Raw genomic sequence first — 23,820 nt, forward strand, 5'->3', positions numbered from 1 at the left:
GCCCTATACCATTGCCATACCTCTACTAATCTCGATAAAGTTAGACGTTAGGATAATATTAAGTTTCGTTCTATCAGCGACTAACTTGACAACAGCCCGTGTTTTATTGCGGAGGTTTTGGGTGTCTAGATAGCACTTACCCAGGCTCTACACCTTTAATCATCTGGCTATTCTTAACTAAAGCGTACTTATCCCCAAATGCAGATAATGCCGCCACCCGCTGAACTAACCGTCAAGGATTCGATGCCCCAGTCGAATAAAGGATCTAGACGACGACTACTTTTCCTAGTGGCGACTGCAACCATAGCTGGCAGCACTGGCATCGCGTTAGGCAGTGCCTTACGGTTTCAGGTTGTGCCCGTGGGTCAAGCGCCGCTGTTTAAGCCTCAGCAAGATTTTCCTCCTTCAGCAAAATGGCCCCCCCCACTGCCAACCACAGCGGAGCCGGAAAGATTTGACACCAATTGGGGAGATCAAACATCTCCATCCCAGCTGGTTTACAACGATCACCTTGACGGTGATGCTGAGACTTACGGCCTGAGTGCAGGTGATGCCTTCGAAGGTGTATCAACGCCCGATAGCTCAGCGGCTTCGCTAACAACGCTGGATGGCGAGGAGCAGGTACAAGACAGTACACGTCAGACCTTTGAGAATGACATCTTGCCCGACCCAACTCAGTCCGAGGAGCTTGAGCATAGCGCTGAGGCCGTTGATGAGGTGTCGTTGGAGGAGGGGCCATCATCAGCTGCCGATAACACCACGCCTTGGGCAAATAAACAATCCGTATCAGAGTTCCAATTTTCTGATGGGCCTATAATCATCACCCCCGAGCCATCAATCCCCACCTCTGAAGAGCCATTAGATTCACATCACTGATTAGCTCAGAAAAGCTTTCATTTCCACCCACAAAAAATATTTTTAGAGGTTTGGTTATTTGAACCCAGCTAGTCATGAACAATAGGTATAATATGGCTTAGATATCCGTATTTTTTTTATGAGCAATCCAACGCTGCAAGCGTTTTTCCTGGGACGTGCATTAGCAACGGCTATCGGTGAAAAGCTGGAAGAGGCAATCACTACTGGAATGAGTGGTGTTGGTCGTTTTGATGCTGAGCAGAGAGAATGGCTACATCGATTTGTTGAAGATGTTGTTGAGCAGGCTCAATCTTCCCAAACAGTGATGTCTTCTGAAGCTAACGGTTCAGAGTCCGGTGAAGACTTGCAGGCTACGATTGATAACTTACGAGCTGAAATTGCTCAAGTACGCGTTGCTTTGCAACAATATCGTGCCTCTTCTTGATACATACCTTTTCTTGGGAAAATACTACGTTACGGCCAGAACTTAGCCGCAAGGTCGACAGCCGTTTTCAAAACCAAACTATTACCCTGCCGTTGGCCCTCTAGGAGACTGCGTGCCTACAGTTCCTGACATAACCGATCATCGTTCATTAGATGAGCATTCATCAGAGCGCTTGCCTAATGAACATGCCAATTTTAGTACTTCTCAAGTGACGACAGGATTGACGTCGGGTGAATCAGGTTCTAGTCTGACATCGGTGCACTTAGCTGACAAGCAACTAAGTGCACCGACAGAGAAACGCTACCGCTGGAACCGACGCTATAGTCGGCCAGAGCGTTTTATTGATATCTGGTCATTTTTTCTGACACTTTTAGGTAAGCGTTGGCTTTATGGCAAATCCTGGAGCTATGCGGGCGGAATATCTGCTGAAAAACAAGCCGCGCGTCGCCGTGCTCAGGCCCGTTGGATTCGCCATACCTGCCTAAACTTAGGACCTACATTTATTAAGCTGGGGCAGCTCTTTTCTACACGTTCTGACCTCTTTCCAGCTGAATATGTCGAAGAGCTATCAAAGCTACAGGATCAAGTACCCGCTTTTAGCTATGAACAAGCCAAAGCAATCATTGAAAGTGACTTAGATCGCCCTATAGCTGAGCTGTATCTAACCTTTGATCCGATTCCCTTAGCAGCTGCTAGCTTAGGGCAGGTACACAGAGCCCAGCTACATTCCGGGGAAGAAGTCGTCGTTAAAATTCAGCGACCTGGCTTGCAGAATCTATTTCAAATTGATTTATCTATCCTCAAAGGCATTGCTCATTATTTCCAAAACCATCCTGAATGGGGCAGAGGCCGTGACTGGATCGGGATCTATGAAGAGTGCTGCCGGATTTTATGGCTAGAAATTGATTTTTTGCACGAGGGTCGTAATGCCGATACATTTCGTCGTAATTTCCGTGACATTAATTGGGTCAAAGCTCCCCGTATCTATTGGCGATATGCATCACGGCGTGTACTGACGTTAGAATATCTACCGGGTATTAAAATTAGTCATTATGAATCTCTAGAGGCGGCAGGACTGGATCGACAGCGGCTGGCGCAGTTAGGTGCTCAAGCCTATTTGCACCAGCTTCTTAACGATGGCTTTTTCCATGCGGATCCTCATCCTGGCAATATCGCAGTGAATCCGGATGGCGCTCTGATCTTTTATGATTTTGGCATGATGGGCCAAATTCAGCCGATTACCCGAGATGGTCTGATGCGCACCTTTATGGGGGTGGCTCAGAGAAATGCCGATATGGTAATGATGTCTTTGGTAGAGCTGGGTGCCTTAACAGAAGCTGACGATATGGGACCTGTACGGCGCTCGATTCAGTATATTCTAGATAACTTCATGGACAAACCCTTTGAGGAACAGTCCATCACCGCCATCAGTGACGATCTGTATGCGGTTGCTTATGACCAACCGTTTCGATTTCCAGCTACATTTACATTTGTTATGCGAGCATTTTCCACATTGGAAGGTGTGGGTAAAGGGCTAGATCCAGACTTTAACTTTATGGAGGCTGCAAAACCGTTTGCTAATCAGCTTATGACTAACGTTTCTAATGCTTCTAGTAACGGTCTGATTGGTGAAATTGGCCGTCAGGCTGCTCAAGTGGGTAGTTCAGCGTTCGGTCTACCCAGGCGAATTGAAGATTCGCTAGATCGTTTAGATCGAGGAGATATCCGTGTACGGGTACGATCCATTGAAACGGATCGCGCCATCCGTCGCCTCAGCAGTGTCAATCTGATGATGAACTATACACTGCTCGTGGGGACATTTACCCTATCGGCCACCGTATTATTGGTGAGCCAACTGCCATGGTTTGCGTTGGGAATGGCATTACCTGCGGCGGCTTCAGGGGTAGCCTTAATCCGTTCCTTAATGCGTCTTGGTCGAGCTGATCGCATGCCCTAGTTAATTTTTATGCCTAGCTGCTTTATGCAACGCTTTTTTGCCGGTTTAACGGATCCAGGATTACTGCGCACTAGCAATCAAGATGCTTATTACCTGGATGATTTAGGCCGTTTCTTTGTGGTTGCTGATGGCATGGGTGGGCATGCTGGCGGTCAGGAAGCTAGTCGCTTGGCCACGGAAGCTATTTATCAGTATTTAGATAATCACTGGGATAGTTCGGAGTCTCCAGATGTGATGCTGCGTAAGGCATTTATTGCGGCTAATGATGCTATTTTAAAAGACCAATATCATCATCCTGAACGGGCAGATATGGGAACAACGGCGGTGGCCGTCATGTTTCGAGAGCATGACAATCATCCTTGGTGTGCCCATGTTGGGGATTCCCGACTCTACCGGCTACGGGGAGCCAAACTCGATCAGATTACGACCGACCATACCTGGGTTGCGAAGGCCATTGAAGATGGTGAGCTAACCCCGGATGAATCGAAGCATCATCCTTGGCGGCATGTGCTTTCCCAATGCTTAGGGCGAGAAGATTTAAATCGAATTGATATTCAGACTTTGGATGTCTCAGGGGGGGATCGGTTGCTGCTATGTAGCGATGGTCTAACCGAAGAGCTTTCTGATCCACTAATTGCCACCCATTTGAAGTCGATTCGATCCTGTCCCACTGCTGCGGAGTCTCTAGTGGATGCGGCTAAGCAGCGCGGTGGCCGCGATAACATTACGGTGGTAGTAGTAGCTTTTCAAGATTAATCCCAATGTCTAAGTGATGAGGGTGGAGTAAAACTAGATGTTTAAATGTGCGCTGGTCTGCACCGATTTTGATGACAGTCTACAGCGACTGCTCGAATTTGTGCCTGATTTGGTTCAGTCTGGTCTAGATCAAATCGTTTTTTTTCACAATGTCTCTCTGACTAAGGACCGTGAGATTCCCAAAGTTGATGATGACGCTGTAGCTGCGGCCAAACGCCGACTGGAGGTAGCTAACCAGGCTGCCCTACCGGAGGGAAAGTCGGTGATAGTTGACGTCAGGTCAGGCCGGGTTATTGACAATATTGCGAAGGTAGCGCGCTGCTATGACGCCAATGTACTTATTTTAGGAACACCGACCCGCTCTTTGCTGACGGAAAAAATTTTTGGTAGTACTACTACAGGAATTGCCAAACAGCTGGATGTTCCGTTAGTGATTTTACGTCCCCAGTTGGTATCAACGTATCGGAAGCAAGAACTCGCTCTACGGTGTCAAACATTATTTGACCATTTGTTGGTGCCCTTTGATGGCAGTGACAGTGCTAAGTGTTTGGTATCGCAGATTAAAGCGGCAGCCCAGACTAATAGCCATCCCAAGCAGTGTACGCTTTGTTGGGTGATTGATGAGTGTATTCGTATAGAGCTAAGGGAATCAGAAGAACAGGTCCAGGGGTTGCTGGATGACGTTAAAACAGATTTAGAATCGGTCGGGATCGAGGTATTTACTGAGGTTCGTCAGGGTGATCCCCAGCCGGAAATATTGAAGTCGGCAGAAGTAAATGATATTTCTGCGATCGCAATTTGTTCAGGTAAAACCAAAGGCATCTTACAGTGGTCCGTACCCAGCTTTACCAGCGCTCTACTACGCTCCAGCTGGCATCCCGTCATCCACTTTCCTCGTTCCGATTAAGCCGGTTATATCTGCAGCTATCGAGTTAAGAAACGGAATGCATGGCTTCGAAACTTAACAACATTTGGGGTTTCAAATTATCATTCAGCTCTTTTCTCAGCATATTTTTACTGTCCCGGGGACTGCCTATGGGCATAACAGTGCGCGCCATCAGCACCCATTCCTTAAGCAGTTTCTGCTGAGGCGTAGCAATATGCAGACGGCGGAAGTTAATGAACGCATTGGGAGCCTCTTTAGAGAAAAATAGAACCCGATACGCCCCTTCTTCACCCAAATGCCAAATAAATTTTTGGTTGCCAGGATTTTTAAGATCCAGATAGCTAGATAGCCACCGAGCCCCTTGAGCTTTGCTATAAAACGCTGTCACCCACAGCACCATTGGATAAGGATTTCGAACACATAAAAAATTGTTGGAACCGGTGTTGCTAATCCGTTTCTCAATTTCTAAGGAGCCCAACATCGCCCACAGAGTAGGTAACTGACGATTGCTCATAGTCAGTAGCCTAGGAAATACAATCTCTGCAATCGGAGTATTTTGGGGCCAGACCTGGAGTCGGCAAAACCGATCTTCTTCAGAGTCACTAGGAGAGACTGGTTTAGTAACGACAGGGACATCCCTAAGAGTGCTCTGGATCTGTTTACCCAGATCAATTGAGCGACCAAATCGATTTTCTAACGGTGCTAGCCGATCGAGTAGGTGGCTAACACTGTTAGGTCGTTGAGACCGATCTTTGGCCAAGCAACTCATAATCACGTCCTTAAGCACCTTAGGCAAGGCCCCATAGGGCGACAGGTCCTCTAGAGAAATCGGTTCCTGAGAGCGATGAGCCTTGTACCAGCCGCCAAACGTATTATTGTTAGGCCGCAACGGCAAACAACCTGTCAGCATTTGATACATCATAATGCCCAGGCTATAGATATCAGAACGCTTATCAAGCTCTTGCCCCTCCATTTGCTCCGGCGAGGCATAGGCCAATGTCCCCATAAAGCTACTCGTTTGCTCACTGTTGTCAGCTTGTATAAGTTTGGCAATCCCAAAGTCCAAAATCTTAACCAATTCACCGATGCTGGAACTTTGAGTGACCAAGATATTACTGGGTTTAATATCCCGATGAATAATGGGAATGGCTTGGCCATTGAGAATAATGCCTTTGTGGGCTGTTTCTAACCCTAGACAAATTTGTCGAGTAAAGTCGAGGAATCTGGGTATGGGAAGCGGTGTTGGATGAATAACCTGTCCAAGATTTTGCCCCTTAAGATACTCCATAACGTAGAACGGGATTTCATCATCCGTCACACCATAGTCCGTAACCCTAACCACATGGATACTATTGTTTCCCAGCTGGGCGCAGGTCATCGCCTCGCGCATAAATCGCTGAGTCATTTGCTTGTTCAGCAGAGTGTGGGCGAGAAATTTGACAGCAACGGGAACCCCCCCCAACAGCATATCTTCAGCCAAATAGACTTTACCCATGGAGCCTTGACCAATGGAGTCCATAAGCTCGTAACGATTAGCAAGTCTACGACCAAAGTTACTGTCTGCCATTTAGCGCTGCGGTTCTGAAAGTTTGTAATAAAAATCAGATGTATGGCACTTCTAAACCATCCTCTAAGCCAATAATACATAGCGTTGGTCCTATTGCCGAGAGGCCTATACAACCTCCTAGAAACTTCAGCCACAGCAGCCACAAGCTTGATCCTAGAGGGCTAAAAAATAGAGGCTCAAACATCATAGTGAGGATGAGGCTACCGTACGCATACGATGGAGCACAAACGATGACGCACAAACTATTATGTGCAATTCCCCCTAAAGAATTGCTGTTAACGTAGAAAATATCATCGACGCACAGGCTTACACTCGATCACCCTGCTTAAAATAAGACTATTACGGCCCAGTAATGACTGGCTCTAGCATCTACCACAACATTTGAGGCTTAAGCTTGTCGTTCAGCTCTTTCTTAAGCATGTTTTTACTTGTCTGAGGGCTGCCTACCGACAACGTTGTACGCGCCATCATTGTCCATTCCTTCAGCAATTTCTGCTGAGGAAGAGCAATGTGTAAACGACGAACATTTACAAACTGATTAGGACTGTCTTTGGAAAAGAATAATACGTGATAGTTCTTGTTTTCTCCTAAGTGCCAAATAAATTGTTGGTCACTCGTTTTTTTAAGATCTAGGTAGCTCGACAACCATCGAGGTCCTTGGCTTTTACTGTAAAACGCTGTAATCCATAACACCATCGGATGAGGATACAGGGTACATAGAAAGTTGTTGTACCCTGTATTACCCATGCGTTTCTCAATTTCTTGGGGAGGCAGCATCACCCACAGTGTAGGTAGTTGGCGCTTATCCATGGTGAGCAGTTGAGGAAACACAATTTCTGCGATGGGTTTATCCTTTGGCCATGCTTGCTTACTAAAAAAAGGATGGGCTGCGGGTTTCGGCGGGGCAGGGGGCGGAGCAGGTAATGTAAACCCTTGAATATGGCCAAGAAGCTGATTCACACTGCTGGGGCGTTGGCTCGGTTCCTTGGCCAGACAGCTCATAACCGCTTCTTTTAACTGCTTTGGTAATGGACCATAGGGCGATAAATCATCCAACGGGGTAGGGTCTTGATTACGATGGGCGTCATACCAACCGCCAAATGAATCCATTTTTCGGGGGCGCAATGGTAATGAGCCTGTCAGCATTTGGTACATCATGACGCCCAAGCTGTAAATATCAGAACGATGATCGAGTTCTTGCCCCTCCATCTGCTCGGGCGAGGCATAGGCTAATGTCCCCAAGAACGTACTGGTGTGGTCGCTATCGCCTGCTTGCATAAGCTTGGCAATCCCAAAGTCCAAAATCTTAACGAGTTCACCGACACTGGGGCTGTGGGTAACTAAAATATTGCTGGGTTTGATATCCCGATGAATAATAGGAACCACCTGATCGTTGAGAATAATTCCCTTATGGGCTGCTTCCAACCCTAGACAAATTTGTCGGACAAAAGCGCGAAATCGTTTGACTGGCAGAGGCCTTGAATGGATTACTTGACCAAGATTTTTCCCCTGGAGATACTCCATGACATAGAAAGGGATTTCGTCATCGGTGACGCCGTAGTCTGTAACCCTGACAACATGGATGCTCTTATTTCCCAGCTGCGCACAGGTCATAGCCTCATGCATAAATCGCTGGGTCATTTGTTCGTTGAGCAGAGTTTGGGCAAGAAATTTGACAGCGACGAGAACACCACCTAGCAGCGTATCCTTAGCCAAATAGACACTACCCATGGAGCCTTGACCGATGGAGTCCATGAGTTCATAGCGATTGACAAGTTTACGACCAACGTTCTTGTTCATTTCAAAGCTGCGACCCTAAGTCAATAGACTAGCGACAACGACAAGTAACAATAGACACATCGGGATGCGTCTATCTCCCTATATAACTAAACTTCAGTCCCCGTAAGCGCCAATCCCTATCCCAAGGAAAAAGTAGTGAGTGCTTTATTAACTCCGGAGTCTTAAAACATCGTGGATAGACTATCTATCACTACACCTTGAGATATAGGGTGCCAGGGTGAATTGACAGCAACTTAGAAATCAACTGATGTGTGTCCTACTAACCTGGATGCCGCTCAACAACGGCTTCCATAGTGCTGGTTAAATGATGGCCGGCAATAATGCCTCCCGAAAAATGATACCGATCAGGACTAAGACGATAAAGGGTTTCAAACCCGGTACGCATGTGTCGATCCTTAAGAGCCCAGTATTGCTGAACGATTGACTCCGGTGCGAGCCAGCCTTCACCCTCAACCCGTCCAAGCACGCTGTGTTGCAAGACAAAGGTATATTGACGGTCGCCCCCGGCAATGCGCCCTTTATACTGAAGGGATACATCGTCTAGCTCCCCTTTAGGAAAAACGAGCTTAGTGACCATCGTGAACCAGTCATTGCTATTCCAGGCAACTAGAATTTTGCCTTTAACGGTCATCGGGAGTGAATCCTTGGCTAACCAGTTACCTTGAAGGGTCCAACGTCCCGGCTCAATCAGAAAACTGTGGCTCACGTGTTCTCCCTAATGGTCTATAACGATTTGTATAGGTCACTCTCAATAATTTATTGCTCGGAAACTTGGAACGTTAAGAATAATAAAGTTACAGAAGACTGCTAATGACTGCAAGTTTAGATTACCCGTTCCCTGGGAATATCTGCACCCTCTGCACCCTAAGAATAAATGAAGATCTGGGGTGATTGCTACCGTAGTGGGATAAATCTTGTATCTTTTTATAGCTACGTTAATCGTTCGTAGCTACGTTCACGCCCATCTTTTCAATCTGGCCAAGTTGGCAGGGATAGCTGGCTCCCGTAACAGCCAGCAGATTGCCAGGATGCTGGTGCCAACGCCAATAGCCGAGGATAGCAAATGCGATCGCTTCTTTAAATCCGCTATCAAGACCAATATCATCGGTGGTGAGCAGAGTGACATCCGGTAATTTGACTTGCAGCTGCGATCGCAAATATCCATTTTTACTCCCCCCCCCGCATAGTAAAACCTCGTCGGGTACACGGGGTAGCTGTCGATAGCTATCAACAATCGTAGTGGCGGTAAAGTCAGTCAGGGTCGCCAGAAAATCCGCCTGACTCAGCCCCAACGCCTGAGCCTCTTGCCAACAGTTATGGCCATAGTCAGCCCCAAATAGCTCCCGTCCCGTCGATTTAGGGGGGGGCTGCCGAAAAAATGGATGGGTCAACCACCGATCAATTAACCGTTGGCAGGGGGTACCTTGGGCAGCCCAATCCCCATTGTGATCATAGGTCAATTTACCCTGGCTAAAGGCATGCACAGCCCAGTCAATCAGGGCATTACCAGGGCCAGTGTCCCAACCGACAATGCCCTGGGGTGGACTGCCCGTTTTATCCCAGGGAGGTAAGTAGGTGAGGTTACCAATCCCGCCAATGTTTTGCACACATCGATGATGGTGCGGATGGCTGAGGAGACTGGCATCAACAGGGGGCACTAGGGGGGCACCGTGACCACCTGCGGCAATATCAGCATGGCGAAAATCACTAACAGTGGGCGTTTTAGTCAGGGCGGCAATTAATTCCCCTCGCCCTAGCTGCCAGCTGTAGCCCATGCGAGCTGATGTGGGAGGGCGATGATAGATGGTTTGACCGTGGGAGGCAATGAGGTCAGCTGGCCCCAGCTGATTGGCGGTGTTGGCAAATGCGATCGCAATCTCGTCATCCAGGCTGGCAATATCGGCCATGGTGAGGGGCTTCCCTCCACATATGGCCAGGATGCGATCGCGCAGCTCCGTTGAATAATCAGCCGTCTGGGTTGCGAGAAGAGTAGGCTGCACATTATAGCCCACCCCCGTTAACTCCACTAAGGCGGCGTCAATCCCATCGACGGAGGTACCACTTATGAGGCCAATAACTTTCATAAATATCTGCAATATCTACAGCGTAGGCAGCTTATCAATACCGCCGTTGGCTCCCACGACTACCATTAGAGAGCCAGCCTTTAGACGCGTGACTGGACTCGGGTTAATCTCAAATTTGTCCATTGCATTTTCTTTGCTAATGGCCATCAGCGTCAGCCCGTAGTTGTTGCGCAGATCCAGCTCAACAATCGTTTTCCCATCAAATTCTTGGGGAACAACCACCTCCACAATGCTGTGATCTGGGTCCAATTCAAATCGATCCAGCACTCCCGGACGCGTGATCGAACGCGCCAGCTCACACCCCATTTCAAACTCTGGAAAAACCACATGATCGGCCCCCACCCGCTGCAGGAGCTTGCCATGGATTTCTGTCGAAGCTTTAGCCACTACATTGGCCACCCCCGCTTCTTTAACATTGAGTGTAGTAATAATGCTTTCCTGAATGTAATTACCAATGGCCACAATCACCGTATCAAAATCAGGAATTCCTGCCTCCTGAAGTGCGGAAGGCTGTGTAGAATCCATTTGGACAGCATGGGCTGCAATTTGATCCGTTAGCACCTGGGCCACCCGGTCTTCATCAGAGTCAATCCCCAAGACCTCGTAACCCATGCCGTGCAGAGTTAAACAGACAGCACGCCCAAAGCGCCCTAGACCAATGACCGCAAACTGGCGATTGTTAGCACGCAGATTCCTAAAAAACTTTAGTGACGATAGATTCACGGTAATTGCTAATCACTCAACATGACCCAAGTCTATGGTGAGCATACCTGATTAGTCTGTCCCCATGGAGCTATTCTGAAAACGATTGAGTATCGATTTCTTTCTTTGCTAGGCTAGCCTAATGATCTTGGGAAGGAGATATAAGTGAACATTCAACTTGGTCGTGGCAAAACAGCAAGACGTGCCTATGGCATCGATGAAATCGCATTAGTGCCCGGACCCAAAACCCTAGATCCCGAATTAGCCAACACTCAGTGGACCCTTGGCAATATAGAACGTGAGATCCCCATTATTGCCAGTGCCATGGACGGCGTTATTGACGTGCGGATGGCTGTGGAGCTAGCAAAACTAGGGGCTCTTGGCGTCCTAAATTTAGAGGGCATTCAGACTCGCTACGAAGATCCCAACCCTGTACTGGACCGGATTACCTCCGTTGGCAAAGCCGAATTTGTCCCACTGATGCAGGAAGTTTATTCCCAGCCTGTACAGCCGGCCCTAATTCAGAAACGAATTGCAGATATTAAGGCTCAAGGAGGAATCGCAGCCGTTAGCTTAACCCCTTTGGGCGCAGCTAAATATGGTCAGACCGTAGCCGAGGCCCAAGCTGATCTGGTGTTTGTACAAGCAACGGTGGTGTCTACCAATCATTTATCTCCTGAGTCTGTCACCCCCCTAAATTTGGCAAGCTTTTGTGAGCAAATGCCGATGCCAGTCATTTTAGGAAACTGTGTTACCTACGACGTCACCCTTGACTTAATGAAGGCCGGAGCAGCCGGTGTTCTAGTGGGTATTGGCCCTGGCGCGGCCTGTACCTCACGGGGGGTTTTAGGTGTAGGTATTCCCCAAGCAACGGCTGTTTCTGACTGTGCAGCAGCTCGGGATAACTACCAACGTGAAACAGGACATTATGTGCCTGTGATCGCAGACGGGGGACTCATCACTGGGGGAGATATTTGTAAATCGATCGCCTCAGGTGCCGATGCGGTCATGATTGGGTCTCCCTTTGCCCGTGCAGCCGAAGCGCCTGGGCGGGGGTTTCATTGGGGCATGGCGACACCCAGTCCTGTTCTCCCTCGGGGGACACGCATCCAAGTAGGTACGACGGGTAGCCTGCAACAGATTTTAAGGGGACCCGCCCAGCTCGATGATGGCACCCACAATCTCCTAGGTGCCTTAAAAACAAGTATGGGTACCCTCGGGGCCAAAGATATTAAGGATATGCAACAGGTTGAGGTTGTGATTGCCCCTTCACTGCTAACAGAAGGTAAGGTTTATCAAAAAGCCCAACAGTTAGGCATGGGTAAGTAGTCTGAGCTTGTCTGAGCTTTGTCTATTATTAACATCATGATCCACATCACTGGCTCATAATGACCTTCCTCACTAGCGCTTTTGTTTTCTTGTCACCACTAGAAAACAAAACTTAAAATCCGCGTCATACCTGGGGTGTAGGGGATGGCAAAAGCTGAGACTTGACCTACAATGAGACAGAAAGCGGAGACGGAAGTTTCCGTTCACTCCTCACACCACACTCCGCCTAAGCCCGTTGGGTTTAGGCGGTTCCTATAGGTTCCTACATGGGGTACTTAATCATGGTTTTTGGCGCGTGTAAAAATCAGAATTTTTACAGTAACGTCACTGCATAACCGTTGGTAGCCAGTCGAATTGCCCATAAAGCGATATTCTTAAGGTTGATTTTTCCCATGCTGGTATGAGTCGCAGGCCAAAATCAGCTATGGTAAGAATCTGATATTTGACGACAAGGAATGTAGGGATGTCAGCCGCACAAGTCACAGATTCGACCTTCGAACAAGAAGTACTCAAAAGTGAGCTGCCGGTGCTTGTAGACTTTTGGGCACCCTGGTGTGGCCCTTGCCGGATGGTTGCACCCGTGGTGGATGAGATTTCTGAGCAGTACAACGGCAAGGTAAAGGTTGTTAAGGTTAATACGGATGATAATCCCAAGGTGGCTAGCCAGTATGGCATCCGTAGTATTCCAACGTTGATGATCTTTAAAGATGGTCAACGGGTGGACATGGTGGTTGGAGCTGTTCCAAAAACTACCCTGGCCAATACCCTTGAAAAGTATTTATAGGTCAAAAACTGCATAGACTGAATAGTCTGGTTAAAAACAGAAGCCCTGTATTTATACTGATTTTTTGATACTTTTGACGGTCCTGACACTTTGATGGTTAGGACCGTTAATCTTTAAAGCTATCCATGCTCAGGGCTCACGTATCCCTGAAAGGCTTTCATTCAATAATCAGAACTATCTACAATCAAGCTCTGCAATGATGTTTGCAGCTCTTCAGTCAGTGAGGCCACCGCCTTTCGTCGGCTTTTTTGATAGTCATCCCAACGATCGCTAACACAAATCGGCTCTCCCACCGTTAGCAGAGCCTCCCGCTTACCCAGGGAAGGCCGAGGAAATGGATTTTCTCCCTGAAGGCGGGTCACCATATCCGCTAACAACAGCACGGTTTCTGCAAAGCGCTCTGCTGTAGGTTTTTCCAACACATAGCGGCCTGTCACAGCCACAAAGCTTTCTACCAGCCGCATATGCCACATGCGCAAATCGGCCTCCTCTGCGATTCGATCTGCCAATCCTCGTTCCACCGGGGATATTGTCGTCTCATCCCGCAAATCCTCTCGAAAGATACGCTCCCAACCTGCCTGTTCTAAACGCCGACAGCGCTCAATTACAGAACCCTTGGGCCTCAGATCAAAATACTTTTCGGCTACGGCTAGCGCTCCATTGAGCAAATGTTGTAGCCGTACAGCAAGCTGTGCATTCCCTCCCCCATCTATCTCGGGTTGCTCTAAACCGTAAATCTGCTGGTAATAGCCTTCCATGAGGAGCAACAGATGCTCGGCTAATCGATGGAGACGCCCGTAGAGACTAGTAATTTGCGCCGTGGGTAGTTCAGGGGATTCAAACTTTTCTCTACTAGGGCCGGTTATACCACTGCAGGCCTCTAGGCGACCCAGCAGCTGATCAATGGCATCCCAAGGTGGATTAATATATCGATACTGGATACCGATGGGAACAATATAGACCGGCTCAGACCGCTCGGTCTTTTTCAAATCATCTACACACCAAAATGCGAGCTGGGACACACCGGGTTCTAACGGACTGACAATTTCGTTATGGCCGTTATTGCCTCCTTCCGGCGCTGCCGCCAGCGGAAACTGACCATGGGCCAAAAGCTGTCTTGCTGATTTAAGGGCCACTAGATCTAACTTGCCTCGCTGAATCGATACTCCACCTAGTCGAGAGCAGAGTCGACCGACCCAGTTACCGGCCCATAGGGGAATGCCTCGGTCATAAATGAAATGACTATGGACCGGCTGTAAGTTTATACCCAGCTGTTTTGCTGACCGGGGTACTGCTCGCCATAGCAAATGAGCCATGCCATAGGCATCTTCAGGGGCGGGATGTCGGAATGCGATCGCAAACCGATTTTTCCCCACCTGAAAGTCACCATACAGCTGCGCCAACACATCAGCATTGCTGACTTTTATATTGACTAAGTCAGTCTGCCAGCGGACCCAACCCGGCAAACCTAACTGAACCAACCGTCGCACCCAAGGATTAAACCGCTCAGGAATAAAGTCCAAGGGAGGTTGGGCATGGATAATGGCATTGGTCACGGCAGGAATTCTCCAGCAGGCAGCAGTATAAATCGCTTAATTATTACTTAATAGATACAGCCTTAATGGCCCCTGTCATGATAGTGGTCGCAGAGTGTGTAGATTTCTATACTGCCCACTACCAAAGACTCTGTAACCGTTGTGAATTCTGGATTACGGATTCAGGACATCAGTTCTCAATCTCGGGTGATTTTAATATTTGCTCATGGCTTTTAAAGCTTCCATAAAAGACTCTCCCTCAAATCACTGATTTTAGAGGAACAAGCTTTAATAAAAAAAGACGTAAAAACTGCACTGCCTTTAACAGATTCACATCCTATTAGAGATTGCTGAACACTTATAGATAAAATTCCTATTTACTAGGATTTTGAGTAAGTCCTAATATCGTTGCATATCCAATTTTGGAGAGATTCTCTTTAGCTTAAACAACGGGGACTACGCTATAGGTAAACGGCATTTTTTGCATTAGCCATTCATTTAAATTCTATCTTTCTAAACCCGTAGATTTTTCTCAGAGAATGAGAAGTCTGCCTGTGAATCTACTGAATTAGGGTGACAATCGATCGCACTTATAGCCTATTGCTGTTAAGTTGTTTAGTCATTGTCCATGTCCACGATTAGAGCCTTTCATCCCAGCAACCAAACAGTGAAAAAAGCGACTGACGCCGTGATCAGTGATGATGTTTTATCACTCCCTTGGGATGCCTTGTTTAATAACGTTAAAAATGATTTTGATACGGCTAGTACCATCGTCGATTCTATACTGACAGTTAAAGATCGCTGTCAAATCACCCCGTTTTATGTTCAGGCTATCATTGCCAATTCTTCTGTATTTTTAGTTTCTAACACGGGCAGTTCTGAAGCATTAAATCTTACCCATGCGGGTGCATGTTGGCTCTTAGGAAAATCCATAACATGTGCATTACCAGTCGGCAATGCCACAGTTGCCCCCTGTCATGCAGTCATTCGTCATACCCCTGAAGCTGGATTTTTTATTGCTGATGTGGGCAGTCAGTCAGGTACTCGCTTGAATCGTCGTCGCCTTGTCCCTCAAAAGCGTCAGGCTCTTAGGGATGGAGACATGATTGAACTAGGAGACCTGGTATTGGAATTCTTTGTGGATAACTTTGATCGCATAGAAGACCCGCTGGATGGCCACGATATCACCTATACGGGCTATGACATCACCTATACAGGCATGGAAACCTACTCGGGGGAGTAGAACAGGGCCTCTCATATGCGCTGATACCGGCCACCCGGTAATTGGGTGATCACCCCCGCCATCTCCAGCTGGAATAAACCACTCAGCAGGGCACTTGTGTCTAGCTGAGTGGTTTGGACTAAGGTGTCTAAACTAATAGGAACATCTGGAATCATCTTAAAAATCGGCTGCAGCATGGCATCGACCTTGGTATCTGGAGCCAGCTCAGAGTCCGAAATTGGCTCATTTTGCTGACTCGTATCAGTCTCGCGAGGCATTAAGGCAAGGTTTCTGGGATTCTCCCTATCCTCAAACTCCGCATTTTTATGAAGGACAGCGCTGTTGAGTAAATCTGTGACTAGGTGGTCTTCGCCAAGAACCATAGCGGCACCGAGGTTGATCAAGGCTAAACAACCACGGGCTGTGGGATTATCTAACCCATCTGGTAGCGCGTAGACGTGACGACCATAATCGTTGGCTAAATAGGCCGTAATTAGAGCCCCAGAACGCTCTGGAGCCTCGGTAACAAGGGTGGCATGACTCAGACCGGCAATGATGCGATTGCGTCGAGGAAAATTGCTGCGATTGGGGGGCGTACCGTCGGGATATTCGCTCAAAATTAAGCCGGTTTCCAAAATGCGTTGGTAGAGTTGTGCATTATTACGGGGATAAACGACGTCTACCCCTGTTCCCAGGACGGCTATGGTCTGACCCTGGCTATCTAGACAGCCCTGGTGAGCATAGGTATCAATCCCGGTTGCCATCCCTGAGACAATAGTGAACTGCCGCTGACTGAGATAGCGGCTGAGCCGCTGGGTCCAGCGGCGACCGTAGGGACTAGGGCGGCGAGTCCCTACCATGCCCACTGTGATGGTGGTGGCATCGTTAGGCCGCAAGGGGCCACGATAGTACAGGATGGGAGGTGGGTCGGGAATTTCCCACAGCAGCCTAGGATAGTCTGCATCGGCAGGGGTCCAGAAGTGTGGGTATTGGGTTTCGTATTGTTCTAACAGCTGTTGGGGGTTGAGGTGCGATCGCAATGCTCCAATTCGATCGGCGGTCACTAGCCCAATCCCATCTACAGTCAGCAAGTCGGCTGGGTCCGCCTGCCATGCCAGCGATAACGAACCAAATTGCTCATGCAGCCGCTTGATCAATACGGGACCCACATCCTGCACCCTTGACCAGGCCAGCCAATATGCTCGTTCCAACCTAGATTCTCCGTCGCTTCAACGGTTCTAGGATGCCCATAAACACTACCGGGCTCTAGCTCTCGGAGCGTACAGGTTGCGATAGAACGCCTCAGCCCCTAGCGCTTAAACGCTGACCTGACGCTGCTGCTTAAGATACTCAAAGACACTTTTATCGCCAATGTCTGGAGGAATCGGCTGTATGAGCTTACGTACAGCAAAAACGGCAAATAAAACGGCCCAAACCCCTAGCAGATCGCGTCCCAAATCCGCAGGCAATGCACCCACCATATGGGTCAACAGTAGAGCAGGTATCAGAAGCGTCAGGAACTTAGTTTCCAACCGATTAAAACAAAACGCCTCTTTGAAGAAAATGCCGGTTAAGGCCGCAAAGGTAAACCCAATGCCCAGAATCGATAGGGGTTGCTGATACACCGTTAAGGCCAGTGGTCCTGGCTGTGCGATCGCAATTCCCAAACTTGCCACTCCCCCAACTAGCCAAAAAATTTGCAAGGCCTGATGCAACGGTCGTAGATAAATATGAATAAACCAAAGACTGACGCCTAACCCTAACCACAGGGTCCCGTAACAGACAGTCACTGCCCACAGCATACCAATGCCAGCCCCACCCGCTAGCAATAGCACCACACCCAAGGCAAAACTAAACGCGGCTAATCCTAAACCACCGCGATAAATAACCACTTCACGCCGGTCATCCGGGGTGATCACAAACGAGCCAAATTGTCCCTCATAGGTCTCTGCGCTGGTTTCTGATGCTGCTGTTACCACAATTACCTCCTGGTATGGACTGATTTAATCCATTGCAGTCCGTTGCGATTTATGGACAAGTGGAGTGCTGCTCGTAGGCCCTATGCACCTACGCCAAACTGCACCTAAGACGCTTTCGACAGCGGTAACTCAATCGTAAAGCACGTCTGCTCATCTCCGCTGCTAACCTTAATATCTCCATTAATATGTTGCACTAGCTTTTGGACCAAAGCTAACCCTAACCCCGTTCCTCCCTGCCTCCATGGATCCGCACTGGGCACTCGGTAAAACTTATCAAAAATCCGGGGTAGTTCCTCTTCAGGGATTTCCACACCCGTGTTTATCAGGTCAAATTTTAAGGCGCTACCGGTATGAGCTAGGGCCACAGACAGCGTGATTGCCCCTCCCGGAGGCGTGTATTTACACGCATTGTTCAAAAGTTCTGCCCAGATCCGGTCGAGACTTGACAGGTCTGATTGCAAGACGGGTAGATCCTTGGCTATGGTCATGGCCAATTGCTGCTGACGGCTAGTGGCCCGCTCCTGAAAGCTATTGACCAGAGCAGGTAGCCACTCATCCAATGGAATCGTTTGCAGCGCCAGATCGTGGCTACCCGCATCCAATCGCTGCAGATCGAGCAAATCATTAATCAAACTAATTTCTCGCTCACATTCTTCCTTGAGAATGCGATAGTAGCGAGCAATTCGGCCCTGCTCAACATTCGGTTTTGTCAGCTCTTCGTCTAAACCTAGCTCTTGGGTCAGGGTGACGCCTAAGAGTTGTAAGGCCACTCGCATACTGGTCACTGGGGTGCGTAGCTCGTGGGAAACGGTGCTCAAAAAGTCATCCTTGAGATTATTGACTTGCTCGAGTTCGCGGACTTGGGACTGGGACTCTTGATAGAGACGCGCCTGACGAATGGCAATAGCACACTGATTAGACACTTGCTGGACGAGACGAATTTCATATTCGCTAAAGCCATGGTCCTTGTCGTTGATCAGCCACAGATCTCCTAGCACGCCTCGGTCGTCCAAAATGGCACAGGCCAACATCGATACCAGCCCTCGTACCGGGTTAGGAGCAATGGAGCAAAACTGTAAGTACTGCCCCTCCAGGAGCTGGTGATAGACCTCAGGAAACGACTCCATTTGAGACACACGGCCCCGGTCAGACGGTAGGGTGGTGTATTCGTAATAGATGGTGGAGGTGCCCTGCTCGAGGTCATAAAGAGACGTATTGGACCCTCGGACGTTGAGGGCTTCTGTCAGCTCCTGGACCGCCGTTTGTAGGATTTGTTTTTCATCGAGACTGTCGCGCACTCGATCAGTAATCCGTTTTAGGGTGGCTTCAAACTCTGATAGCTGGTCTAGGGCACTGTTGCGCTCTTCTAGTTCTTGACATAGTTCTTGATTGGTTTGGCGAATTTGAACCAGCTCACTCACGTCTTGAAGGGTATTGATCAAGATTGGACCGCTGGCTGTTTGTAGCAAAGAGCGTTCGCCCATCACCTGCCGCTGTCCGGCATGGGTATCGATAGTGAGCGGTTGGTGAGCAAGGTCGCCGGTTTTAAGGTCGCCGGTTTTAAAGAAGCGGTCATCTTGCGATCGCAATAAATCCGTATCCACCACCGCCACCACATCGTGATCCAAACAGCCCACCAGCTGCTCTAGGGACATATCCAACAGGCGACAACAGGCCGTATTGGCAAATAGCCACTGGTGCTCCTGGTTTTTCACATAGATAGGTGTTGCCACTGCATTTAGCGAGCTGGCGAGTAAGTCAATCGCATCTTGGACGTCAGCATGATTTGAGGCGACAGATAGAGTCATTGGGCCTTTGGACAGCGTAACGGTGCTCCCCTAACTATGCCCTGGATTTTCTAAAACGGTCGACCGTGTATCGTGTGCAGCAGCCTACTCTAGAAAATACGTAATCATACGCAGACATCAGTTGGCAAAATAAACTCTGCCCGCACCCTGTAGAATTCTAGAGTTTGTTTCTTGTTAATCCCATGGGCTCCACCGACCGTGCCGGTGTCTACCCATCAACAGATGGGCTCCTCTCTCCCAATATCGATCAGCAAACACTAACCTATTCCAAACTGTCACTGGGTGTTTTGGCCTCCGGTAACGGCAGCAACTTTGAAGCCATCATGGCCGCTATTGATCGCGCAGAACTCAACGCCGAGGTCAAGGTTGTTATCTGCAATAATCCAGGCGCTAACGTGTTGCAAAAGGCAACTCATAGAGGGATTCGCACCGTACTCCTCAACCACCGCGAGTTTGAGTCACGGGTCGCCCTTGACCAAGCTATTGTTAGCGCCCTCACAGCCCATGGCGTTGACTGGGTGATCATGGCAGGCTGGATGCGGCGAGTCACTGAGCAGCTGATTTCAGCCTTTACTGGACGATTACTTAACATTCATCCCAGTTTGTTGCCCAGCTTTCCCGGACTCCATGCCGTCCGCCAAGCGCTAGAGGCCAATGTCACCATAGCCGGCTGCACCGTACACCATGTCGAGCTAGTGGTCGATAGCGGTCCCATTATCATGCAGGCAGCGGTACCTGTTTTACCAACAGATACTGAAGCGAGTCTCCAAGCCAGAATTCAAGTCCAAGAACATCAAATCTATCCCGCTGCTATTGCCTTAGCGGCCCACCACCAAACCATAGGACCATCGGCGAGACTACATTGATTTAGAGTCCCCTCGATTAGCTCCGGAAAAGAGAGCATCCGCAGTGATTGTATAAATAGTCACCTATCTAACTCTTTGCTGCCATGTTCGATACAGCCCAATTCGCTAGCAAAGATCTAGAGATCTTAGTCCGCACGGCTCTCACCCATGGGGAATTATCTCCAGGCGTTGCCATGGCCGTTGAAGACTACCGTGCAAAATCTGGACTAACAGCGGTCGAACAGCGACAATTAACAATTTTAGACAGTGCCATTGCTGATGGTTGTATTGTCCCGATCCAGATACAAGCTACGACTATTTCCTAGGGACGCTGACGTTCCTCTAACACATCCATAGACAGCTAGGGCATCGAGTCATTTATAGTGGTAAATATAGGCGGTAGCTATCCAGCTGCTCAACGTCTGCCTGCTCTATGTCTGCCTTTAAAAAGATCATGCTTCTGAGTTCGATACTTCGTCGCTGCCGCTGGATTGCTGTGGTTGCGATCGCACTAGCCGTTAACCTCACCATGGCCACACCGGCCCATGCCACTGGGGTATATGACATGCCTCTCAACGCCAGTGAAGATGCTTGGGTACTAGACGACGCCAATCAGATCACCCGGCTCAACGAAATCAACCTCAACAAAGCACTCAAAAACCTAGCGGCAGAAACTGGCCAGGATGTTCGCTACGTAACTATCCATCGCCTAGACTATGGCGAAACCGCCCAAAGCTTTGCTGAACAACTATTCACGCGCTGGTTTCCCACCGCAGAAGCTGGTGCCAACCAAACTGTGGTGGTGTTAGACGATGTCACCAATAATATCGGCCTCAAATCCGGCGAAGAAACAGCGGCCTTGTTGCCTGCGGACATTGCTGACAGCATCACCCAGGAAACAATGAAAGCACCTCTGCTCAAAAACAATAGCTACAATCGGGCGTTTGGTGATGCCACTGAGCGGCTAGCAGCTGTCCTGGCAGGCGAGCCAGATCCTGGCCCTCCTATCATTGGAGAAACCATCAACATTGAAGGCACCTTTGCAACTGCAGAAGAAACTGAAGAGAATCGCACTAGCTCCACCTGGGTGGTGGTCGTGCTGCTGATTTTGGCGACAGTTATTCCCATGGCCACCTACTACTGGTACCTCTCCATTGGGGGCTAATTCTGGCGGTGCGGCAGGCATTAGCTACGACTGACTCACATTTTCTTTGCCATTAAAAAGCGGCCCCATGGGGCCGCTTTTTAATGGCCGGTTCAAGTTAAGGCTTAAAGCCTACACAGCCCCAAAAACACCTTAAACCTAAGCATAAACTGCTTCTAAGGCATCACTGGTCACACCCTGCAGCAGACCTTCGGTCAGAGCCATGTGCAACATGAGATCAACCACACGATTGGAATAGCCCCACTCGTTGTCATACCAGGTCAACAGCTTAAAGAAATTGGGATTAAGCTCAATGCCAGCGCCAGCATCGAACACGCTGGAACGAGGATCGCCGACAAAGTCAGTAGAAACTACAGGGTCTTCGGTATAGCCTAAAACGCCTCGCAGTCCATTTTTGGACGCCGCTTCCATGGCCTGGCAGATTTCACCATAGCTCGTCGCTTTTTCAGTGCGTACGGTCAAATCCACCACCGATACATCAGGTGTGGGCACCCGCAGCGCCATACCAGTCAGCTTACCCACCAGCTCTGGAAGTACCAGGGTCACAGCCTTAGCGGCTCCCGTGGAGGCTGGAATAATATTTTGGGCCGCACCCCGACCGCTGCGCAAGTCCTTTTTGTTGGGACTATCCACAGTTGGCTGGGTGGCAGTAGAAGCGTGCACAGTGGTCATCAAACCTTCTGCAAACCCAAAATGCTCATGGATGACCTTAGCCACAGGCGCTAGACAGTTAGTGGTACAGCTAGCGTTAGAAACAATTTGATCAGTGTCAGGATTAAAGGTTTTGTGGTTTACACCCACCAGCAGAGTGGGCACCTGATCAGGACTCTTAGTAGGCGCTGAGATGACTACCCGCTTAGCCCCAGCTTTTAGATGATTTGAAGCTTGCTCATGGGTGGTAAACCGCCCAGTGGCTTCAACTACATAGTCAACACCAAGATTTCCCCAAGGCAGGTCAGCTGGATTCGAGATCGAAAAACAGGGAATAAAGTGTCCGCTGACAACAATTCCATTATCTCGAGCTTCAACATGGCCAGGGAAAGGACCATGGGTGGAATCGTATTTCAATAAGTAAGCCAGATTCTCAGGGGAAACTAAATCGTTAATACCAGCAAACTCAATGTTTGAATTTTTGATGGCGGCCCGCAGTATCAAACGCCCGATACGACCAAACCCATTAATGCCAACTTTCAGTACGGCCATGACAAATAGTGCTCATTGTTACAACATCACTGCCTCAATAAACGAGCAGCTTGTAATGGTTTATGGCTGATTAGACACGCTTGGCGGGGATCATCCGTTTTCCTTTAGAGTTGCTAGGTTTTATGCAAACAAAGCTTACAAAACGTAGTCAAATATAACTGGGGTGATACTTTCGAACAAGCTATAACTCAAATTATTTCATCGCCCTGTCATGGGTTTGACAGTTTCAAACGCAGCGATTTTCTGATGTATCTGCTGTACTTTTCCTGTCCACGTTGGTTTGTCTAATACGGGTATAGACGGCATCGTGCTCAAGGCATTGGCTAAGGGTATCCACGAACGACAGCCGCCATAAGCCGACTGCCAGTCGATCTGAACCGGTGTAGCTAAACGATGCACTCTCAGGATAAGAAGATGAAGCGGTTGAGCGGGTTTCCACCGCAATCGCTCGGTTACAAACTGCTCATTCCAAATATGAAATGGCAGTAAAGCCTCCACAGCCTCTCTAGTCTTCACCACCCAGACATAGGAAATATCGGCCCAAGCCTGCAACGTGACCTGGCTGGGATGCCAGCCTGGGGCAACTGCTGTCACCTGATTGGCCCACTGGGGTTTTAGCAAATGGGGCTTTTGATGTTCATAGGTAGGGTACAGCCACACCCGCTGATGGGGCACCGTGAAGTGCTTGTTGTCTTCACGAATACCCCCTTTGCGCAGCAGTAAAATACTTTGCCCCTGGACTAAAGCGTCGACGGCAACAGACCATTCCTTAAGAGCATGCTGCAACATGGGTGATACCGCTTAAAAACTAAAAGATTTAGACAGCTGACAATATCTTAAATAACCGTATAAGTAAGCGCCCCCTGAGCGGAGTCGAAGGGGACGCTGGTTGTGAATG

22 protein-coding genes are annotated in these 23,820 nt (G+C 48.8%); 11 read left to right on the top strand and 11 right to left on the bottom strand.

Going from position 1 to position 23,820, the window contains the following annotated elements; genetic code table 11:
- The first annotated feature begins 243 nt into the window (after positions 1-243).
- The 5 genes from IQ260_RS09105 (at position 244) to IQ260_RS09125 (ending at position 4,920) form a co-directional block, all read left to right on the top strand.
- On the top strand, positions 244-876 hold the full coding sequence (locus tag IQ260_RS09105; protein WP_228015757.1) for a hypothetical protein: 633 nt from the start codon (positions 244-246) through the stop codon (positions 874-876).
- A gap of 118 nt (positions 877-994) precedes the next feature.
- Positions 995-1,300: a DUF6825 family protein gene (locus tag IQ260_RS09110; protein WP_193992790.1), complete on the top strand. Its 306-nt coding sequence runs from the start codon at positions 995-997 to the stop codon at positions 1,298-1,300.
- 112 nt (positions 1,301-1,412) lie between these two features.
- Complete coding sequence (locus IQ260_RS09115) at positions 1,413-3,257, top strand: AarF/ABC1/UbiB kinase family protein (protein ID WP_322744924.1); 1,845 nt, start codon at positions 1,413-1,415, stop codon at positions 3,255-3,257.
- Positions 3,258-3,281: 24 nt separating this feature from the next.
- Positions 3,282-4,013, top strand: coding sequence for a PP2C family protein-serine/threonine phosphatase (locus tag IQ260_RS09120; protein ID WP_193992791.1), 732 nt, complete (start codon positions 3,282-3,284; stop codon positions 4,011-4,013).
- Positions 4,014-4,050: 37 nt separating this feature from the next.
- On the top strand, positions 4,051-4,920 hold the full coding sequence (locus IQ260_RS09125; RefSeq protein WP_193992792.1) for a universal stress protein: 870 nt from the start codon (positions 4,051-4,053) through the stop codon (positions 4,918-4,920).
- A gap of 25 nt (positions 4,921-4,945) precedes the next feature.
- On the opposite strand, the gene IQ260_RS09130 is transcribed toward IQ260_RS09125, so the two are convergent.
- From IQ260_RS09130 to IQ260_RS09150, 5 genes are all read right to left on the bottom strand, one after another.
- Positions 4,946-6,466: a serine/threonine-protein kinase gene (locus tag IQ260_RS09130; protein ID WP_193992793.1), complete on the bottom strand. Its 1,521-nt coding sequence runs from the start codon at positions 6,464-6,466 to the stop codon at positions 4,946-4,948.
- A gap of 369 nt (positions 6,467-6,835) precedes the next feature.
- Positions 6,836-8,266, bottom strand: a complete 1,431-nt coding sequence (locus tag IQ260_RS09135; RefSeq protein WP_193992794.1) for a serine/threonine protein kinase — start codon at positions 8,264-8,266, stop codon at positions 6,836-6,838.
- A gap of 259 nt (positions 8,267-8,525) precedes the next feature.
- Positions 8,526-8,972, bottom strand: coding sequence for a hypothetical protein (locus tag IQ260_RS09140; RefSeq protein WP_193992795.1), 447 nt, complete (start codon positions 8,970-8,972; stop codon positions 8,526-8,528).
- A 229-nt stretch (positions 8,973-9,201) separates the two neighbouring features.
- Positions 9,202-10,350: an anhydro-N-acetylmuramic acid kinase gene (locus IQ260_RS09145; protein ID WP_193992796.1), complete on the bottom strand. Its 1,149-nt coding sequence runs from the start codon at positions 10,348-10,350 to the stop codon at positions 9,202-9,204.
- A 15-nt stretch (positions 10,351-10,365) separates the two neighbouring features.
- A complete protein-coding gene (locus IQ260_RS09150; RefSeq protein ID WP_193992797.1) occupies positions 10,366-11,073 on the bottom strand; it encodes a potassium channel family protein in 708 nt (235 codons plus the stop codon).
- A 144-nt stretch (positions 11,074-11,217) separates the two neighbouring features.
- Between IQ260_RS09150 and IQ260_RS09155 the strand changes: the two genes are divergently transcribed.
- Positions 11,218-12,381 carry a GuaB3 family IMP dehydrogenase-related protein gene (locus IQ260_RS09155; RefSeq protein ID WP_193992798.1) on the top strand — a complete coding sequence of 388 codons (1,164 nt, stop codon included), beginning with the start codon at positions 11,218-11,220 and terminating at the stop codon, positions 12,379-12,381.
- A 463-nt stretch (positions 12,382-12,844) separates the two neighbouring features.
- The gene (gene trxA, locus IQ260_RS09160; protein WP_193992799.1) at positions 12,845-13,165 is read left to right on the top strand and encodes a thioredoxin; all 321 of its coding nucleotides are present in this window, start codon (positions 12,845-12,847) and stop codon (positions 13,163-13,165) included.
- Between the two features lie 161 nt (positions 13,166-13,326).
- Here trxA and IQ260_RS09165 read toward each other — a convergent pair whose 3' ends face one another.
- Positions 13,327-14,721, bottom strand: coding sequence for a 1-acyl-sn-glycerol-3-phosphate acyltransferase (locus IQ260_RS09165; RefSeq protein ID WP_193992800.1), 1,395 nt, complete (start codon positions 14,719-14,721; stop codon positions 13,327-13,329).
- A gap of 607 nt (positions 14,722-15,328) precedes the next feature.
- On the opposite strand from IQ260_RS09165, the gene IQ260_RS09170 reads away from it, so the two are divergent.
- Positions 15,329-15,943, top strand: a complete 615-nt coding sequence (locus IQ260_RS09170; protein WP_193992801.1) for an FHA domain-containing protein — start codon at positions 15,329-15,331, stop codon at positions 15,941-15,943.
- An 11-nt stretch (positions 15,944-15,954) separates the two neighbouring features.
- Here the strand turns inward: IQ260_RS09170 and dprA are convergent, their stop codons facing one another.
- The 3 genes from dprA to IQ260_RS09185 all read right to left on the bottom strand — a co-directional run bounded on the left by dprA (position 15,955) and on the right by IQ260_RS09185 (position 19,709).
- Positions 15,955-17,133, bottom strand: a complete 1,179-nt coding sequence (gene dprA / locus IQ260_RS09175) for a DNA-processing protein DprA (protein ID WP_193992802.1) — start codon at positions 17,131-17,133, stop codon at positions 15,955-15,957.
- Positions 17,134-17,238: 105 nt separating this feature from the next.
- Positions 17,239-17,901, bottom strand: a complete 663-nt coding sequence (locus IQ260_RS09180; RefSeq protein ID WP_193992803.1) for a DUF2301 domain-containing membrane protein — start codon at positions 17,899-17,901, stop codon at positions 17,239-17,241.
- A gap of 104 nt (positions 17,902-18,005) precedes the next feature.
- Positions 18,006-19,709: a sensor histidine kinase gene (locus tag IQ260_RS09185; protein ID WP_193992804.1), complete on the bottom strand. Its 1,704-nt coding sequence runs from the start codon at positions 19,707-19,709 to the stop codon at positions 18,006-18,008.
- A gap of 182 nt (positions 19,710-19,891) precedes the next feature.
- On the opposite strand from IQ260_RS09185, the gene purN reads away from it, so the two are divergent.
- The 3 genes from purN to psb32 all read left to right on the top strand — a co-directional run bounded on the left by purN (position 19,892) and on the right by psb32 (position 21,719).
- Positions 19,892-20,575, top strand: coding sequence for a phosphoribosylglycinamide formyltransferase (gene purN, locus IQ260_RS09190; protein ID WP_193992805.1), 684 nt, complete (start codon positions 19,892-19,894; stop codon positions 20,573-20,575).
- Positions 20,576-20,658: 83 nt separating this feature from the next.
- On the top strand, positions 20,659-20,880 hold the full coding sequence (locus tag IQ260_RS09195; protein ID WP_193992806.1) for a hypothetical protein: 222 nt from the start codon (positions 20,659-20,661) through the stop codon (positions 20,878-20,880).
- A gap of 128 nt (positions 20,881-21,008) precedes the next feature.
- Positions 21,009-21,719 carry a photosystem II repair protein Psb32 gene (gene psb32, locus IQ260_RS09200; RefSeq protein WP_193992810.1) on the top strand — a complete coding sequence of 237 codons (711 nt, stop codon included), beginning with the start codon at positions 21,009-21,011 and terminating at the stop codon, positions 21,717-21,719.
- 138 nt (positions 21,720-21,857) lie between these two features.
- Here the strand turns inward: psb32 and gap are convergent, their stop codons facing one another.
- Together gap and IQ260_RS09210 are read right to left on the bottom strand one after the other, a co-directional pair.
- Positions 21,858-22,922: a type I glyceraldehyde-3-phosphate dehydrogenase gene (gap, locus tag IQ260_RS09205; protein WP_193992807.1), complete on the bottom strand. Its 1,065-nt coding sequence runs from the start codon at positions 22,920-22,922 to the stop codon at positions 21,858-21,860.
- 198 nt (positions 22,923-23,120) lie between these two features.
- Entirely contained in the window at positions 23,121-23,711 is a 591-nt protein-coding gene (locus IQ260_RS09210; protein WP_193992808.1) for a DUF1802 family protein, read from the bottom strand.
- Between the last annotated feature and the right edge of the window lie 109 nt (positions 23,712-23,820).

Source organism: Leptolyngbya cf. ectocarpi LEGE 11479 (assembly GCF_015207065.1).
Taxonomy (GTDB): Bacteria; Cyanobacteriota; Cyanobacteriia; order Phormidesmidales; family Phormidesmidaceae; genus Leptothoe; species Leptothoe ectocarpi.